General features: G+C 41.1%; 12 protein-coding genes. 7 read left to right on the top strand and 5 right to left on the bottom strand.

Annotated features, from left to right (window positions below; translation table 11 throughout):
* The 5 genes from GR929_RS09075 to GR929_RS09055 all read right to left on the bottom strand — a co-directional run bounded on the left by GR929_RS09075 (position 1) and on the right by GR929_RS09055 (position 3,878).
* A complete protein-coding gene (locus GR929_RS09075) occupies positions 1–156 on the bottom strand; it encodes a lmo0937 family membrane protein (protein ID WP_159518975.1) in 156 nt (51 codons plus the stop codon).
* A 48-nt stretch (positions 157–204) separates the two neighbouring features.
* Positions 205–558, bottom strand: coding sequence for a hypothetical protein (locus GR929_RS09070; RefSeq protein WP_159518973.1), 354 nt, complete (start codon positions 556–558; stop codon positions 205–207).
* Between the two features lie 283 nt (positions 559–841).
* A complete protein-coding gene (locus GR929_RS09065; protein ID WP_159518971.1) occupies positions 842–1,273 on the bottom strand; it encodes a response regulator in 432 nt (143 codons plus the stop codon).
* Positions 1,270–3,279: a PAS domain-containing hybrid sensor histidine kinase/response regulator gene (locus GR929_RS09060; RefSeq protein WP_159518969.1), complete on the bottom strand. Its 2,010-nt coding sequence runs from the start codon at positions 3,277–3,279 to the stop codon at positions 1,270–1,272. The genes GR929_RS09065 and GR929_RS09060 overlap by 4 nt, the downstream gene beginning before the upstream one ends.
* Before the next feature lie 5 nt (positions 3,280–3,284).
* Entirely contained in the window at positions 3,285–3,878 is a 594-nt protein-coding gene (locus GR929_RS09055; RefSeq protein ID WP_235934223.1) for a helix-turn-helix domain-containing protein, read from the bottom strand.
* A 275-nt stretch (positions 3,879–4,153) separates the two neighbouring features.
* Between GR929_RS09055 and GR929_RS09050 the strand changes: the two genes are divergently transcribed.
* From GR929_RS09050 to GR929_RS09020, 7 genes are all read left to right on the top strand, one after another.
* Positions 4,154–6,742, top strand: coding sequence for an alpha-L-arabinofuranosidase C-terminal domain-containing protein (locus tag GR929_RS09050; protein ID WP_159518967.1), 2,589 nt, complete (start codon positions 4,154–4,156; stop codon positions 6,740–6,742).
* An 11-nt stretch (positions 6,743–6,753) separates the two neighbouring features.
* Positions 6,754–8,922, top strand: coding sequence for a family 43 glycosylhydrolase (locus tag GR929_RS09045; RefSeq protein WP_159518965.1), 2,169 nt, complete (start codon positions 6,754–6,756; stop codon positions 8,920–8,922).
* A gap of 155 nt (positions 8,923–9,077) precedes the next feature.
* Positions 9,078–9,662, top strand: a complete 585-nt coding sequence (locus GR929_RS09040) for an RNA polymerase sigma-70 factor (RefSeq protein WP_159518963.1) — start codon at positions 9,078–9,080, stop codon at positions 9,660–9,662.
* Between the two features lie 75 nt (positions 9,663–9,737).
* A complete protein-coding gene (locus GR929_RS09035; protein ID WP_159518961.1) occupies positions 9,738–10,772 on the top strand; it encodes a FecR family protein in 1,035 nt (344 codons plus the stop codon).
* Between the two features lie 148 nt (positions 10,773–10,920).
* Complete coding sequence (locus GR929_RS09030; RefSeq protein WP_159518959.1) at positions 10,921–14,160, top strand: SusC/RagA family TonB-linked outer membrane protein; 3,240 nt, start codon at positions 10,921–10,923, stop codon at positions 14,158–14,160.
* A 13-nt stretch (positions 14,161–14,173) separates the two neighbouring features.
* Positions 14,174–15,811: a RagB/SusD family nutrient uptake outer membrane protein gene (locus GR929_RS09025; protein ID WP_159518957.1), complete on the top strand. Its 1,638-nt coding sequence runs from the start codon at positions 14,174–14,176 to the stop codon at positions 15,809–15,811.
* A 69-nt stretch (positions 15,812–15,880) separates the two neighbouring features.
* Positions 15,881–16,438: a DUF6144 family protein gene (locus GR929_RS09020; protein ID WP_159518956.1), complete on the top strand. Its 558-nt coding sequence runs from the start codon at positions 15,881–15,883 to the stop codon at positions 16,436–16,438.
* Positions 16,439–16,450 lie beyond the last annotated feature (12 nt).

Genomic DNA, 16,450 nt, shown 5'->3' with positions numbered 1-16,450 from the left:
TTAAAGTATCCTTCGTCCCTGAATCACTCTAAAGATTACAGCAATGAGGGCGATAACGAGCAAAATATGTATGATTCCTCCAGTATTGTAGCCAACAAATCCGACCAGCCATAAAATGACTAATACAACGGCAACGATATAAAGCAGATTTCCCATGATGATTTATTTTTAAATTTGTATGGTAATTCAGTTTGTGCCAAGTGCTTATAGCAATAGGATAAGCAACAGGATAACGATAATAATTCCTCCGGCTGAAAGGTAAATTCCACCATTTCGGCTATCGGCAACAGTCGCTTCGCCATTGGCTTTCATTTCCGATCGTATGCCTCGAACTTCTTTTCGAAGCTCCCGCTTTTCGGAAGCAGTTAGTGTTGATACATCCATGACTTTTATTTCCATTAACCGATCGATCCGGGCATTGGCTTCTGCTGACGCAACGGTTACCTCAGTGGCAGCCTCAGTAGGAACCGTGATGGGTTCTGTATCAGCTCTCAATTCGTTTGGTGAAAATAATAGTACCAGAAATGCGGTCATTAAGACCAGTGTTACTTTTTTCATTTGGATAAAATTAGTTTGTGAAGGTATTTTCACTTTTCAAAGGTCAGCACATCCAAGCCCAAAAGCATTACACAATTTTGGAAAAGAATTACATCATTCACACATTGCAGCTTGTTGATGCTAATAAGAAACCCCTTGTATTACAGAGGTTTTTGATAGATTGAAACGAACATGAACTTTATTAATCAAAAATTCACAAACAAGGATGATTAAAAAAGTTTATGTGAGAGCAGAGCGGTTCCATCCGTTCTCAAATTTTAAACGGATGAAAAGTTGAAATTGATCACATGCGATCCATGTACCAGTTTAATTGCCTTTCGAGTTTTTTGGTTTCCAAAGTGGTTGAGATGATTTTTTTCAGCCGCAGGAAGGCAGTTTCGCTTTTAACAACATAGTCAGTTGCCTTGTGGTGCATGCAGTTGATGGCTACATCGATTTTATCCTGAGAAGACAACATGATCACAGGAATCTCCGGGTCGAAAGCTTTGATTTCATCCAGTGTGTCAATCCCGTTGATGGCGTCGGGATCCACCCCATCCAGATGATAGTCTAAAATGATCACATCAGGATGGTGCGATAAACTTTCAAGGCAAAGCTCACCGGTAGCGAAGGTTTCGATATCAAAATTGGCTTGCTCCATGAATTCTATTTGCAACAGTTTCAGGAACACGGCGTCGTCATCGACCAGGAAGAGTTTTATTTTATTTTTGTTCATGATGCGGTGTTTTTTATCCGGTTTAACTCTACTCTTAATTCATTACAGGCTTGCGTGCAAACGGTTTCGAGTTGCCCTACCAGCTCCGATATTTCTCCCGTCTGTTGCTGTGTGCTGGCATATTCCTGAACCCTTTTTGCCAGGTTTTCTGATTCGACTCCCATGCCCATGATTGAAAAAGAAGGGATCATTTTATGAGCGGAAGCGTACAGCAGGTTCCAGTCTTTGTCGATCAAGCCTTTTTTCATGTTTGAAATTAAGGATGGTGTTTGTTCCAGATAGACCGAAATCATTTCCATCATTAGTTTCGGATTCGATTTGGTTCGGCCATTTAAGTATTCTAAATTAATACAGCTGTTTACGATAATTTCATCAATAATTTTGGCTTGTGATTCGCTAAGGTTTTTGGGAGCTGTTTTTTTAACGAATGCAACTATTTTGCTGTACAATAAGCGTTCGTCCACTGGCTTGGCAATGTAGTCATCCATTCCAACGGCTTTACATTTGGCCAGATCAACAGTAGTCACATCGGCCGTTAAGGCGATGATCGGGATTTGCAATTTCATCGTGTTGCGGATGTAATCAGTTGCATCAAACCCATTCATTTCGGGCATCTGCAAATCCATTAAAATAAGGTCGTAGGATTTAGCCCGAAGCTTTTCAATGGCAATTTTTCCGTTCTCGGCAATATCGAGTTTAAAACCGAAATCATCGAGTACGGTTCGCATCAGAAGTTGGTTGAGAACGATGTCTTCAACAACAAGAATGTTTATATTTTCAAGTTCGCTGTCCAACTCAAAGACCCCTGAATCAAATTCAGCATCTTCAGAGGTTTTCAGGAAATCTAGCGTAAAGCTAAATGTTGACCCCTGGTTAGCCGTGCTTTCTACGGTCACCGTTCCTCCTTGTGATTCAACCAATTGTTTAACGATAGCCAAGCCCAGGCCGGTTCCTCCATAAATGCGCGAAGTTCCGCTTGTCGCCTGCTGAAAGTTCTCAAATATTTTTTCCAATTTTTCTTCGGCTATCCCTATTCCGGTATCGGTAACTGAAAACTGGATGGTTGTTGTTTTCTCGTCTTCGCTTCGTAAACTTACGTCAACCGTGATTTTCCCCTTGTTTGTAAATTTAACGGCATTGCCCACCAGGTTTGAAATAATCTGGTGCAGGCGGACCGAGTCGCCAACCAAAATTTCAGGAATATTTTGGTCGTACTCCATGACCAGGTTGAGATTTTTTTCGTGAATTTTTGTTTCAAACAAATGAAGCATGGCCGAAACAGAAGCCGCTATTTTAAAGGGGGTTTGTTCGAAAGTCATTTTTCCGGCATCTACTTTTGCCAGATCCAGAATGTCGTTGATCAACACAATCAATGCATCACCACTCAGCTTAATGGCTGCCAGGTATTCCTTTTGTTTGGCAGTCATTTCGGTCTTGAGTAATACTTTGGTGAAGCCGATAATCGCATTCATGGGGGTGCGGATTTCATGGCTCATATTCGACAAAAACTGCTGTTTGGCTTTCACCGCGTTTTCGGCAATCCGTGTGGCATGTTCTGCTTTTAATTTGGCATCTTCGGCAATATCAACGGCCAGCTCGGCAAATACAATGGCTTCGGTTAGCTCATTTTCAGCCCGTTTTTGCTCGGTCACATCGCGGGCAACAATTACCGCACCCAGCACATTTCCCTGGTCGTCTTTGTAGACCGAACCGTTATACAAAACATCGGTCAATTTGCCATTGGCATGACGAAGCGTTAATGGAGAATCGGTAACCGATTCTTTTGCAAATACTTCCTGATAAACCTGATGGGCTTTTAGAGGCTCCGTGAAATAATCAAGAAATCCGGTTCCTTTCAGCTCATCTCGCGATACTCCGGTCGTATTAACCAGGGCCTCGTTCATGTCAGTAATTTTTCCCTTGGGGCTGATCACAACCAAGGGCGCGCGATTGGCTTCGATCAAGCTGCCGGCGTATTGTGACTGGTGTGACCTCGTTTGTTCCATTTTTGTTAGTTATTAGTGCCATCGTTATTCAATAAAATTCCGATGTGTTCAATCGGACTGCGTCTTTGCCCCTTCAGTTTTTTAAAGTGCGAAGGAGTAAGGCCCGTCATTTTCTTAAATTGATTGGATAAATGGGCCACACTGCTGTAATTCATCTTCCATGCAATCTCTGTAATGTTCAGCTCGCCGTAAATAATCAATTCTTTAATTCGCTCAATTTTATGTGCGATAATAAATTGCTCAATGGTCGTTCCTTGTATGGCTGAAAATAAGTTGGAGAGATAGGTGTAATCGTGGTTTAATTTTTCACTTAGGAAGTTGGAAAAGTTAGTTTTGATTACGTGATCTGAATGATGAACCATTTCGATGACAGTATTTTTAATTTTTTCAATCAAAACAGCTCGTTTACTGTCCATTAGCTCAAATCCCGAATTGAGCAAAGCAATTTTCACCTGCTCGCGCTGTTCTTCGGAGATGTTCTCCATAATTTCAACCTCACCTAAATCGACCATAATGAAATGTAGTCCAAGCCTTTTGAGGTCTTCCTTTACCGCCATTTTGCAGCGGTTGCTTACCATGTATTTGATATAGAGTTTCAAATTATTTTTTTGAGAAATCTGTGTAAAGGTCACAATATATTCAGGATAAGGGTTACATAACTTCCTGAAAAAGTTACACAATTCACACATTGAGGAGATGATATTGCATAGGAAGTTTGTGTTTGCCGGAAACCCTAGAGAATTTGTCTGCTCTTAAACTAATTTTTTCATTTCCCGGCATGAGCCGGAAAAAGGAGTGTATTGCAATTCTAAAATTAAAAAAGTAGTTTTGACTTTTAACTGGGCGTTTAATTACTAAACAGCAACTAACGAAAATGAAACTACTACTTTCCATCTTTATTTTAGGTTTGTTTTCAGTGTTTTCATCACAGGCAAATGAGCCAGATTCTGCCTATGTTTTCTCTTATTCAACGCAAAAAAATAATGGCAAAAATGGTTTGCATTATGCCTGGAGTGTTGATCGGGAAAGATGGCATTCGATTGGGCCGGAATTCTGTTTTTTATTTTCTGATTTTGGAACATGGGGATCACAAAAGCGGATGTTAACTCCTTTTTTGTTTCACGATAATGAGGGTGAATGGCATGCGATCTGGAGTTTGAATGAAAAAACGAGACAATTTGCCCACGCGCAAACCGATGATTTATATACCTGGTCGCCGCAATCTTATCCGTATGTACTGGAAACGGGAAATGTTATGCTTCCAGAGGTTACTTTCCTGTCGACGGAAAATGTTTATCAAATTACGTGGTTAAGTGATTGGCATGAGGAACAGAAAATCTATAAAACAACCACAACTGATTTTAAAAGCTACTCGCAAACGGTTGAAGGAGATGAAACAGACCGGGTTGGTGTACGCGAAAAAGTGCTGATTGATGGTGAAAAACAATTCGGTGTTGTGTCAAAGGTTTCGTGGTCGGTTGTTGACGGATTGATTCGTTTTTATGAGCTGACGAAATACCATGAGATACAGCGCTCAGAACGATTAACGGATGATACTGATCGCTATTCTGATTTAAAACCATTAAATGCTAAAATAACTGCGATGCCAGAGAAAAGCAAGGCAATTAGCGACCTGCTGATTGGTGTGTTTTTTGAAGATATTAACTATGCAGCTGATGGCGGTTTGTATGCCGAGTTAGTGCAAAACAGAGGCTTCGAGTACAATCCTTCAGATACCAAATTCCGCGATAAAACCTGGAATAGTAAAAAAGCCTGGAGCTTTACAGGTGACGAAGATAATTTCTTTATTGATACCTTGGTTCCGGTTCATCCCAATCAAAAGCATTACGCCGTTGTAATTACTGGCGAGAAAAGCGAATCATTGCAAAATGAAGGCTTTGATGGAATTCCACTGAAAGCTGGAGCCAAATATGATTTCTCCGTATTTGCACGCACATTGGAGGGACCAAAAGGAAAATTGGAAGTTCGGCTAGTGGATGAAGAGGGTAATGTTTATGCTGAAGGTCAATCAACAGCGGTGAAGTCGGACTGGACAAAGTTGACCTTGACGCTTACCGCCAAGGAGACAACTGACAAGGCAATATTAGCGCTAACACCCCAATTTAAAGGGAAAATAGCATTGGATATGATATCCCTTTTTCCGCGAAAAACTTTCAAAGAAAGAAAGAATGGATTGCGAGCCGATTTGGCTCAAACCATTGCTGATCTGCATCCTCGTTTCGTTCGATTTCCCGGAGGTTGTGTAGCACATGGCGACGGGTTGCATAACATTTACCGATGGAAAAATACGATAGGTCCTTTGGAGGCGCGCAAACCCGATCGTAATATTTGGAATTACCATCAATCGATGGGGCTAGGGTATTTTGAGTATTTTCAGTTTTGTGAAGATGTTGGTGCTGAACCACTTCCTGTGATTGCCGCCGGTGTTCCTTGTCAAAATTCGTCAACAGGTGGGCATGGGCAGCAAGGAGGAATTCCGATGTGCGACATGGATCAGTACGTGCAGGATATTCTCGATCTGATTGAATGGGCGAATGGCGACAAAAACTCAATCTGGGGAAAACTGCGGGCGGAGGCCGGGCATCCGAACCCCTTCAATCTCAAATATATTGGAATTGGCAACGAAGATTTGATCACGGATATTTTCAAAGAGCGTTTTGAAATGATTTATAAGGCGATCAAAGCAAAACATCCTGAGATTACTGTGATTGGCACCGTTGGTCCCTTTTCTGAAGGAACAGACTATCGCGTGGGCTGGGAACTAGCTTCGAAGCTGGAAGTGCCAATGGTCGACGAACATTACTACCAACCTCCGGGGTGGTATTTGAATAACCAGGATTACTATGACCGGTATGATCGCTCGGAGCCAAAGGTGTATTTGGGCGAATATGCGACCCATATTCCGGGTCGAAAGCTGAATATGGAAACAGCCTTGTGCGATGCGCTTCATTTAATTAATGTTGAACGGAATGCTGATGTGGTGAGCATGACTTCGTACGCTCCCTTGCTGGCTAAAAAAGGGAATACTCAGTGGAATCCGGACTTAATTTATTTCGATAATACCAACATTTATCTGACCCCTGATTACTATGTCCAGAAGCTTTTCGGACAAAACTCAGGCGATGAGTATATTCCGTCTATGGTTAGTTTGTCGGATAACAGTGAAGATGTGCAAAAGCGTGTTGCCTCGTCGTTGGTTTACGATAGCAAATCTGGTGATTATATTCTGAAATTAACTAACCTTTTGCCAGTCTCTGTTCATACAGAAGTTGATTTGTCAAAAATTCCGATTGCTTTCGGAGATGCGCAATTAACAGTTCTTTCGGGTGAGGTAGATGATGAAAAGGCCAAACCAGAAGCGAGCACCATTCAAATTGACAAAGAACTTACTTACACATTGCCGGCATACTCTTTTTCAGTTTTACGTATGAAATCAAATTAATTACTACTACGATGACTAAATTCAATTTACTCAAAACTTTTTTTCTTTGGGGGGTGGCATTGCCAGCTCTAACAGCACTCGTGTCATGTCAATCCAAGTCCTCTGATGATAAACTATCAGGCTACTTGTTTACTTATTTTACGGGAAATGGGCCTGGTGAAGAAGCGATCCGATTTGCCGTGAGTATGGATGGCTATCATTACAAAGCACTGAATGACAATGAACCAGTTTTAGATTCCAAAGAAATCAGTACTTCAGGAGGCGTCCGTGATCCGCATATTCTGCGTGGTGCCGATGGCAAAACGTTCTACATGGTAGCGACTGATTTATATGTCCCTGAAATGGGATGGAAAAATTATGCAATGGTCCTCATGAAGTCAACTGATTTAATTCATTGGGAGTCATCAAAAGTGAATATTCCGGAATCGTTCCCTGATGAATTTGGAGATGTTTGGCGGGTGTGGGCTCCACAAACCATTTATGATGAGCAGACCGGAAAGTACATGATTTACTTTTCGATGAAGCAAGGAGATGATCCGGATAAAATTTATTATGCTTATGCTAATGAGGATTTTACGGAGCTGGAAGCTGCTCCCGAACAATTGTTTTATAGCCCGACCAACAATGCCTGTATTGATGGAGATATTATTTCCCACGGTGGGAAATATCATCTGTTTATGAAATCTGAAGATGGAAAACCGGGTATCAAGCTTGCTATTTCCAGTCAGCTGACTGAAGGTTATGAGCAAAATAGCAGTGAGCGCGTTGATGAAGAAACTGATCCGGTGGAAGGAAGTGGTATTTTCAAACTCAATAATTCTGACGAATGGATATTGATGTATGACCTGTATACAAAAGGCGGATATCAATTTACAAAAAGTTCAGACTTGAAACACTTTGAGGTAATTGATGAAGAAATATCGATGAATTTTCATCCGCGCCACGGTACGGTAATGCCGATTACCGGAAAGGAGTTAAAGCGTTTGATCAATCAATGGGGCGAACCGGAAGACTTTTTAGTTGAGGTACAGTCGAAGGAGGTGAAAAAGAAAAATGTTGTGCTCGACGTGGACGAAAAATCAATTCAACTACCGGTAAAAAATGGTGTCGATTTAACAAGCTTTGATCCTCAATTTAAAAGCTGGACAGGAGTCTCATACACGCCTGAAGGAGCTCAGGATTTTTCAACTGGACCAGTAGCTTATAAATTTACAATCGAAGGGCAAGGCGAAGTTGTTTATCAGGTTGAAGCCGTTGAACACCACAATCCGGTGTTGGAAGGGTATTATGCAGATCCTGATATCTTATATGCAGAAAAAACAGGAAAGTACTACATTTATCCAACAACTGATGGATTTAACAATTGGGGCGGATATTATTTCAAGGTTTTTTCATCGGATAATTTGATCGACTGGACGGACGAAGGCACGATTCTCAATCTGAAAAAAGATGTGACTTGGGCTAATCGCAATGCCTGGGCTCCCTGTATTATTGAGAAGAAAATAGATGGCGAGTACAAGTATTTTTTCTATTTCACAGCGGCCCAAAAAATTGGTGTCGCGGTGGCCGATAATCCTATAGGCCCTTTTGTTGATAGTGGAGCAGCATTGATCGATTTTAAAACCTTAGGGGTGGATCGAGGCCAGGAAATTGATCCGGATGTATTCACCGATCCTGAATCGGGTAAAAGTTACCTGTATTGGGGAAATGGCTATATGGCAGCTGCTGAGTTGAATGATGATATGGTGTCGATCAACAAAAGTACCCTGAAACAGATGAATATTGACAACACATATCGTGAAGGAACCTACGTGATTTACCGAGATGGCGTTTACTATTTCATGTGGTCGGAAGACGATACGCGCAGTCCGAATTATAAAGTGCGTTACGCTACTTCTGACTCGCCATTGGGAACGTTAACCATTCCTGAAAACAACATCGTTATTCAGCGGGATGAGGAGCAGAATATTTTTGCTACCGGACACAATTCCGCCATTCAGGTGCCGGGAAAGGATGAGTGGTACCTGGTTTACCATCGGTTTACCTACCCGAAAGGAGTTGAAATGGGACGTTCAGGTGGTTTCCATCGCGAAGTATGCATCGACAAATTAGCGTTTGGCCCGGCAGGCGAACTATTAGAGGTCGATCCAACTTTGAAAGGGATTGATCCGGTAGAATAAGTTCAGATACAAGAAGGGTGTAGCAATTATCAAAAATCATTACATCCTTCTTGTTCAAGCCAATTAATTTGTTTTTTTTACACATGAACGTAAAAAGGTGGTGGCTTGGGGTGCATTCACGGTTTTCCTATATTTGAAATTAAATTGACCTAACGTTGACAGACCATGATCCAAATATTAATTCTGCTACACTTAAAGAACTAAAAGGAGGTTCTTCCAGGGCGTTTAAAGCCATTTTTGATGCCTACGGAAAAAAGATACACCGTTTTTCGCTGGCCTATTTAAAAAATGAGCAGGAAGCTGAGGAAATCGTACAGGAAGTGTTTCTCAAAATCTGGAAAGTTAGAGGCGATTTACAACCCGATCGGTCGTTTGATTCATTCATTTTTACAATGGCTAAAAATGCCATTTTGAACACCATCCGCAAAGCAAAAAATGAGCAGCTTTATGTCAGTTATGCAAAACTACATCCGGGTCGGGATATTCTACTTGACGACGAGCTCGATTTTGCGGAATTGGAGCGTGCCTATAAAAAGGCCATTGAAGAATTGAGTCCGCAACGAAAGAAGATTTTTATACTGAGCCGCGAGAGAATTCTGACAAATGCTGAAATTTCCAATCAACTGGGTATCTCTATTAAGACAGTTGAAAACCAGATGACTACGTCTATCGCCCAAATCCGAAAGAGTCTGATGTCTATGGGTTTTTCGGGGCTAATATTTTTCGATCTTTTTCATTAAAATGAAGAAAATGAGTTTTTGAATAGGGGTTGCCGTAGAGGAGTGTGTATACCTATATGAAAAAGGAAAAATCATATGGGATCAAAATATACAATAGAGCCTACACAACTGCTTGAAAAACTTAAATCAAGTGAGCTTACGACTCAGGAGAAGGAAAATCTCAGAGCATACATCAGATCTACCTTCCGAGACAAAGAGCTGGATCATCTAATGACAAGGCACTGGGATCAACAAAATGGGACTGTTGAGGAACATGATTTATACTTTCATCTGCTGCGGGATAAGATCTGGCGAATTGCAAAAACTAAACAAGAGAGTCACCTTGAGAAAGATTTCAGGAAGCCCAATTGGTCTTCATATCTTATTCGCATTGCTGCGATACTATTTATTCCGCTATTAATTGGATCAGCTTTTTTATACTACCGTTTACATCAGCACAGTCAAACAGAAGGATTAGTCATGCAGGAGGTATTTGCAACGCCTGGATCACGGGTAAACTTTACACTTCCCGATCAAACACAAGTTTGGCTAAATTCAGGCAGTTCTATCAAGTACCCGGTAAATTTCACAACTCAAAACACCCGGGAGGTAATACTTAGTGGTCAAGGATATTTTGAAGTAGCTCATCATGCTGATCAACCTTTTATTGTAAGAACATCAGAACTGAATATCCGGGTTTTGGGCACTTCCTTCGATGTGTCGAATTATGCCGACGAAAAAACGATGAGTTCCACCCTGGAAGAAGGAAGCATTGCTCTGCTAAATGCCAACGGCGAAGAAATATCCAAACTGAAACCCGGCCAAAAAATGACGCTGGATCGGAGATCAAGAAAAATGCTTGTTGAAGAAGTGGAGACTTACTTAACGACTTCATGGAAAGATGGTAAACTAATTTTTAAAGAGGCGCCACTTGAAGAAACTGTGGTGAAACTCGAACGATGGTTTAATTGTAAGATCAGTGTATCACCGGACTTGTTAAATTCCGGCATACTATACACGGCTACAATACAAAACGAAACGATTGAAGAGGTTTTAAAAATGATTGAGATATCTACATCAGTAAAAACAAAAATTGAAAATAGAGAAGTAACAATATGGTCTGAAAACTAACGAAAAGGACAGTGTTCGTACCACTGCCCTTTTTTGAATTAATCAAAAAGAATAATTAATCCGTTGAAAAATCAAATTTATGAAAAAAACGTGGTTCTTACCAAGTTGCGGGTATTTATATCCCGGAGCTGGAAAAATCTTTAGAATTATGAGATTGACAGTATTTTTAATTGTACTACTATCACTGCAGACAATTGCTAAAAGTAATTTTGCACAAACCCAGAAAGTAGAACTAAAGATCGAAAACGCAACGATTTCAGAGGTGCTTGATCGGTTAGAAGATGAAACGAATTATTTCTTTTTCTACAACAACAAGACCGTTTCGTTGGACAAAAAGGTGTCCTTAGATGTAGAAAACAAATCTATCGAAGAAGTACTTAACTTGTTGTTTAAAGGTTCTGAGGTGACCTACACAATCAATAACAGACAAATCATTCTTTCGGGCAAAGGTGGTTCTTTTTCTCAGCTTATGCAGCAACCTTCCAATGTCTCAGGAAAAGTAACTGATGCTTCCGGTATGCCGCTGCCAGGGGTAACGATTGTCATTAAAGGCACAACTATTGGAGCGATTACTGACATGGACGGGAACTATGAGCTGGGTAATCTTTCCGAAAATGCAGTACTTGTATTTTCATTTGTGGGAATGAGAGCGCAGGAAGTTCCGGTTGACCGGGCAATCATCAATGTAACATTGGACGAAGAAACCATCGGTTTGGAAGAAGTCGTTGCAGTTGGTTATGGTACCATGAAAAAAGCTGACGTGACTAGCTCTGTTGGAACGGTTAAGTCGGAGGATTTCAATGTAGGTAGCGTTCAGGATGCAGGTCAATTGATTCAGGGAAAAGTAGCTGGTTTGTCATTGAATACAACAAGTGGAGACCCAACTGCTGGTACATCGATTCGTTTAAGAGGTAACACAACCCTTTTCGGAACTAGTACCAATCCGCTTATTCTGGTCGATGGAGTGCCGAGCGACTTAGGTACCGTTGCTCCAGAAGACATTGAATCGATTGACGTATTGAAAGACGGTTCCGCTGCTGCAATTTACGGAACAAGAGGTACCAATGGGGTTATTTTGATCACAACCAGAAGAGCTTCGGCCGACCCTCAGGCACACGTTGAGTACACGGGATATGTAAGCACTCAAGCTATTGCCAATAAATTGGATATGTTAACAGCTGAAGATTATCGCCAACAAGTAGCTGATGGAATTCGTCCGCAATCGGATGAGCTGGGAGCTAGCACCGATTGGTTGGACGAGATAACACGAACCCCAGTTAATTATATTCATAACCTGACATTCAGAGGCGGTAACGCAAAAACTAATTATTTGGCAACGATTAACTACCGTGATACTGAAGGAATTTTTCTGGAGTCTTATAGCGAACGCCTGACTGCTCGTGCTGATATCAACCATTCCATGTTCGAAGATATGTTGAATTTCAATCTTGGAATTTTGACAAAAGCGGAGAAAATGAATAGTTATAATGCTGAGAGAGGTTTCAATGGCTATACCTATCGTCAGGCTTTAATTTATAATCCGACATCACCAATAAAAAATGAGAACGGAGATTGGGTAGAACAACCTGGTGCTTTCAACTACGATAATCCTTTATCACGAATTGAAGAGTCGGATGGTGAAACGAGCACAAACCTAACCCGTGTTACAGGAACTGTAACTTTGAAGCCAGTCAAAGGGTTGACATTGAAAAGTTTGGTGTCTTTTTCAAAATGGAACCAAACCATTGGATATTACGAAACTAAAAATCACATTTCTACCGTTAGGAGTGGTGTTAATGGATTTGCTTCGAACAATGCAAATGAAAATACCGAAAAATTGATTGACCTGACTTCAGAATATAAGAAAAACATCGGTGACCATAATTTTACATTTTTGGCTGGCTATAGCTGGCAAGATTTTGTTGGACGTGATTTTTATGTCAATAACAACGATTTCCCAACTGATTTATTCGGCTACAACAATATTGGTTTAGGAACCGGTATCAAGAATGGAAGCACATCTTGGGGAGTTGGAAGTGGAAAAACAAAAACAAACCTGATCGGTTTCTTTGGTCGTTTCAACTATAACTATAAAAACCGCTACTTATTAATGGCGAGTGTACGTCATGAGGCGGCCAGCCAGTTATATGGGACAAATAGCCCTTGGGGAACATTTCCTGCCGTATCGGTTGGATGGCGATTAACGGAAGAGCCTTTTTTGAAAAATGTCGGTTTGCTGAATGACTTAAAATTACGTGCCGGGTATGGTGTAACAGGAACACAGCCAAGCAATCTGTTCCTTGGCGTTGGTACATTGTCTTACGGAAGTGCGTTTTATACTGATGGCAAATGGATTCAAACGCTTACTCCCGGACGTAATCCAAACCCATACCTCAAATGGGAAGAGAAAAAAGAAACCAACATCGGGCTTGATTTCGCCATGTTGGGCAATCGCCTCTCTGGTAGCATCGATGTTTACAGCCGCAAAATAGACGGGTTGCTCTACGATTACGCTGTTCCAACACCCCCAAACCTGGTTAACACCACCCGCGCTAATGTAGGCGTAATGGAGAACCAAGGTCTGGAGGTTTTGATCAATGCGATACCGGTAACTAACAAGGACTTTGAGTGGAGTACCAATGTTACTTTTTCAACGAACAGTAATAAGCTAATCTCACTTTCCAATGAATTGTACCAGGCAACAAGCGACTACTTTATTCCAGACTACTTTGCTACAGGAGAACCAATACAGACTTATACACACAAGGTCGATATTGGAGAAGAAATTGGCAACTTTTTTGGGTTCAAAGTCATCGATGTGGACGACGAAGGGAAATGGATCTATGAAGATGCCGAAGGGAATGCAGTTCCGTACGCTGAGTTTGATCATTCTTTTGAGAATAAACATGTGTTAGGGAATGGTATTCCAAAATTCATAGGAAGTTGGAACAATACCTTGCGATATAAAAACCTGGACTTCTCTGTTACCATGCGTGGTGCGTTTGATTTCCAGATCCTCAATTTCGAAAGAATGTATCTCGAAAACACCAAAACCGTACAATATAATCGATTGCAGTCAGCCTATGACCCCGTGTTTGGAAAAGCTGTGCTGAGTGATGAAATGGATCTGGAATTCAATTCATATTACATCGAAGATGGTGATTATTGGAAAATAGACAATATTACTCTGGGCTATACATTCAAGAGCTTCAACCAATACATCCGGCAAGCTCGAATCTACGCATCGACCTTAAATACTTTTGTTTTTACAAACTATAAAGGCATCGATCCTGAAGTGTATTCAGGTGGATTAATGCCTGGCAACGATGGGCGGGATAAATACCCGACCACCCGAACATTTACTTTAGGCGTTAACTTAACTTTCTAAATTTTAATCGACTATGAATACTTATAAATATAAACATGCATTGAGCATCCTGCTGATTTCATTGATAACTTTTTTCTCTGGTTGTACCGAGTTGTACGACACAAGTTATAATGAAATATTGGTGGAGCAGTTTGAGCCCACCGAAGAAGATATTCCTGCGATTATTGGTAATGCCTATGGCTCTTGGAGAAATCTCTTGTTATTATGGAATGGCTATTGGAGAGCCAATGAGGTAGGAGCCGATCAGATTGTTATTCCCGCACGCCCCAATGGATGGGTTGATGGTGGTATCTACCGACGGATTCATGAACATAACTGGACTGTAGATGAAGACGTCGTTTATCAATCATGGGATCGCACGTACTATGGAATTTCAACTTGTAATCGACTAATTTATCAGATTGAAACTGGTTTCGTTCCAATTTCGGATCCAGATATCTACGAAGCAACCATTGCCGAATTAAGAGCACTGAGAGCAAGCTATTATTACGTCTTGTGCGACTTGTATGGCAATGTGCCTATTGTAACCGATTTTGATGTGGAAGAGGGGTACTTGCCAGAGCAAAACACTCGGCAGCAAGTATTTGATTTTATTGTTACAGAGATTAATGAAAGCTTACCTTACTTGAGTGAAGAAAGAAGCCAGGCAACTTATGGTCGCTTCAACAGGTGGGCTGCTCTTACCTTGCTCGCAAAAATGTATCTGAATGCTGAGGTTTATACGGGAACAGCTAAATGGGATGCATGTAAAGAAACTTGTGAGCTGATTATCAATTCGGGGGTTGGCTATGTGTTGGAGCCCAACCAGAAAAATGTTTTTGTCACAGAAAATCAAAACTCTGCTGAGATTATTTTCGGTTTAGCAATTGATGATCAATATACAACGGAGTGGAATCAGTTTGATATTCATATGCAAACCTGCCAACCTTCGATGCAGGCTAAATACAATCTGACGGGAACTCCATGGGGAGGAATGTGTGCCATTCCTCAATTTATTGATACATTCGATCCGGAGGACAGTCGGTTAACCAACAACTTTATGATGGGACAACAGTATGCTGCCAGCGGCGAAGAACTATTGGTTACTATGGGGAATTTGGTTGGCGAGCCATTGGCGTTAGTAAACGAAATTCCAGATATCAGCTACTCCGAAGAAATTCATGGCTACCGCTTCGAAAAGTTCGAAATCGCTATGGGATCGTCTAACATTTTGAATAATGATTTCCCTTTGTTTCGATATGCTGATGTGTTAATGATGAAAGCTGAATGCCTGTTACGAACCGATGATGCAGATGGAGCTGCTACTATTGTTACACAGGTGCGCGAAAGAGCTTTCCCCAATTCGCCGGAAAAGGCAACCGTAACAGGAGCTGAATTGATGGAAGGAAGCGTATACGATTATGGGTTGAGAACAGAGAGTGCTGAGACGCATGAAGGGGGTGATGATATCGAGTATGGACGCTTCTTGGATGAATTAGCCTGGGAGTTTAATCAGGAAGGTCGGCGTCGTCAGGATATGATTCGTTTTGGCGCGTATACGACAAAATCGTTTTTCTCACATGCTCCAAACGGAGACTATCGATCACTCTATCCGATTCCGAGAGGAAGAATTGAAACGAATACTAACCTCCAACAGAATTCAGGTTATTAGTTAGGTGTTTAAATCGGAGGGTTTTATTCTTGTTATCTATGAGTAAAATCCTCTTTTTTTAAGATGTGAATGAGTCATAAACGTCGCGATTTTATAAAGAAAAGTTGCCTGTTGGGGGGATGCCTATGTGGCTTTACCTCGCTGGTTAACGGAGCCGTAAACCTTTCGGATGATATGGCAGATGTTGCCCCCAATCAGGTGCTGATGCAGGAGTGGGTTTCCACTCTGTTGAAAAGCATTGATGAAAACGAAGAACAAGACGTTGCTCAAAAAATAGTAAAGCAATGTGCAATTAGCCATTTTGAGCATTTGAAAATGGATGAGTTTTTGAAACCATATATTGGAAAATTGGAAAAGTTCAATGCGTTTATCGAAAATAAATGGGGTTGGAAAATTGATTATCAGAAAGAAGTTGGCATCTTGATTGCAGACGAAAACAAAAATTATTGTGTTTGTCCGATGGTGAATAAAGAAAAAGGAATAAAATCGTCAATTTTGTGTTATTGCTCCGAAGGGTTTGCGGAGTTAATGTTTTCAAAAGTAGCAGACATGCAGGTGCAGGCAACCGTAATTTCTTCCATCCATCGCGGACAAGATCGGTGTCAATATGAGATTAAACTAAACTAAACTGAGAAGTAT

Source organism: Sunxiuqinia indica, from assembly GCF_009847015.1.
In the GTDB taxonomy this organism is placed as follows: Bacteria; Bacteroidota; Bacteroidia; order Bacteroidales; family Prolixibacteraceae; genus Sunxiuqinia; species Sunxiuqinia indica.
The sequence above is the reverse complement of the archived record's forward strand: the minus strand, read 5'-3'. Positions and strand labels throughout refer to the sequence as shown.

What these genes read in the sequence shown, in the direction of transcription:
- GR929_RS09045 (WP_159518965.1), top strand. Translation starts at nt 6,754, where the DNA reads ATGACTAAATTCAATTTACTCAAAACTTTTTTTCTTTGGGGGGTGGCA.
- GR929_RS09075 (WP_159518975.1), bottom strand. Translation starts at nt 156, where the DNA reads ATGGGAAATCTGCTTTATATCGTTGCCGTTGTATTAGTCATTTTATGG.
- GR929_RS09030 (WP_159518959.1), top strand. Translation starts at nt 10,921, where the DNA reads ATGAGATTGACAGTATTTTTAATTGTACTACTATCACTGCAGACAATT.
- GR929_RS09060 (WP_159518969.1), bottom strand. Translation starts at nt 3,279, where the DNA reads ATGGAACAAACGAGGTCACACCAGTCACAATACGCCGGCAGCTTGATC.
- GR929_RS09035 (WP_159518961.1), top strand. Translation starts at nt 9,738, where the DNA reads ATGGGATCAAAATATACAATAGAGCCTACACAACTGCTTGAAAAACTT.
- GR929_RS09025 (WP_159518957.1), top strand. Translation starts at nt 14,174, where the DNA reads ATGAATACTTATAAATATAAACATGCATTGAGCATCCTGCTGATTTCA.
- GR929_RS09050 (WP_159518967.1), top strand. Translation starts at nt 4,154, where the DNA reads ATGAAACTACTACTTTCCATCTTTATTTTAGGTTTGTTTTCAGTGTTT.
- GR929_RS09065 (WP_159518971.1), bottom strand. Translation starts at nt 1,273, where the DNA reads ATGAACAAAAATAAAATAAAACTCTTCCTGGTCGATGACGACGCCGTG.
- GR929_RS09020 (WP_159518956.1), top strand. Translation starts at nt 15,881, where the DNA reads ATGAGTCATAAACGTCGCGATTTTATAAAGAAAAGTTGCCTGTTGGGG.
- GR929_RS09070 (WP_159518973.1), bottom strand. Translation starts at nt 558, where the DNA reads ATGAAAAAAGTAACACTGGTCTTAATGACCGCATTTCTGGTACTATTA.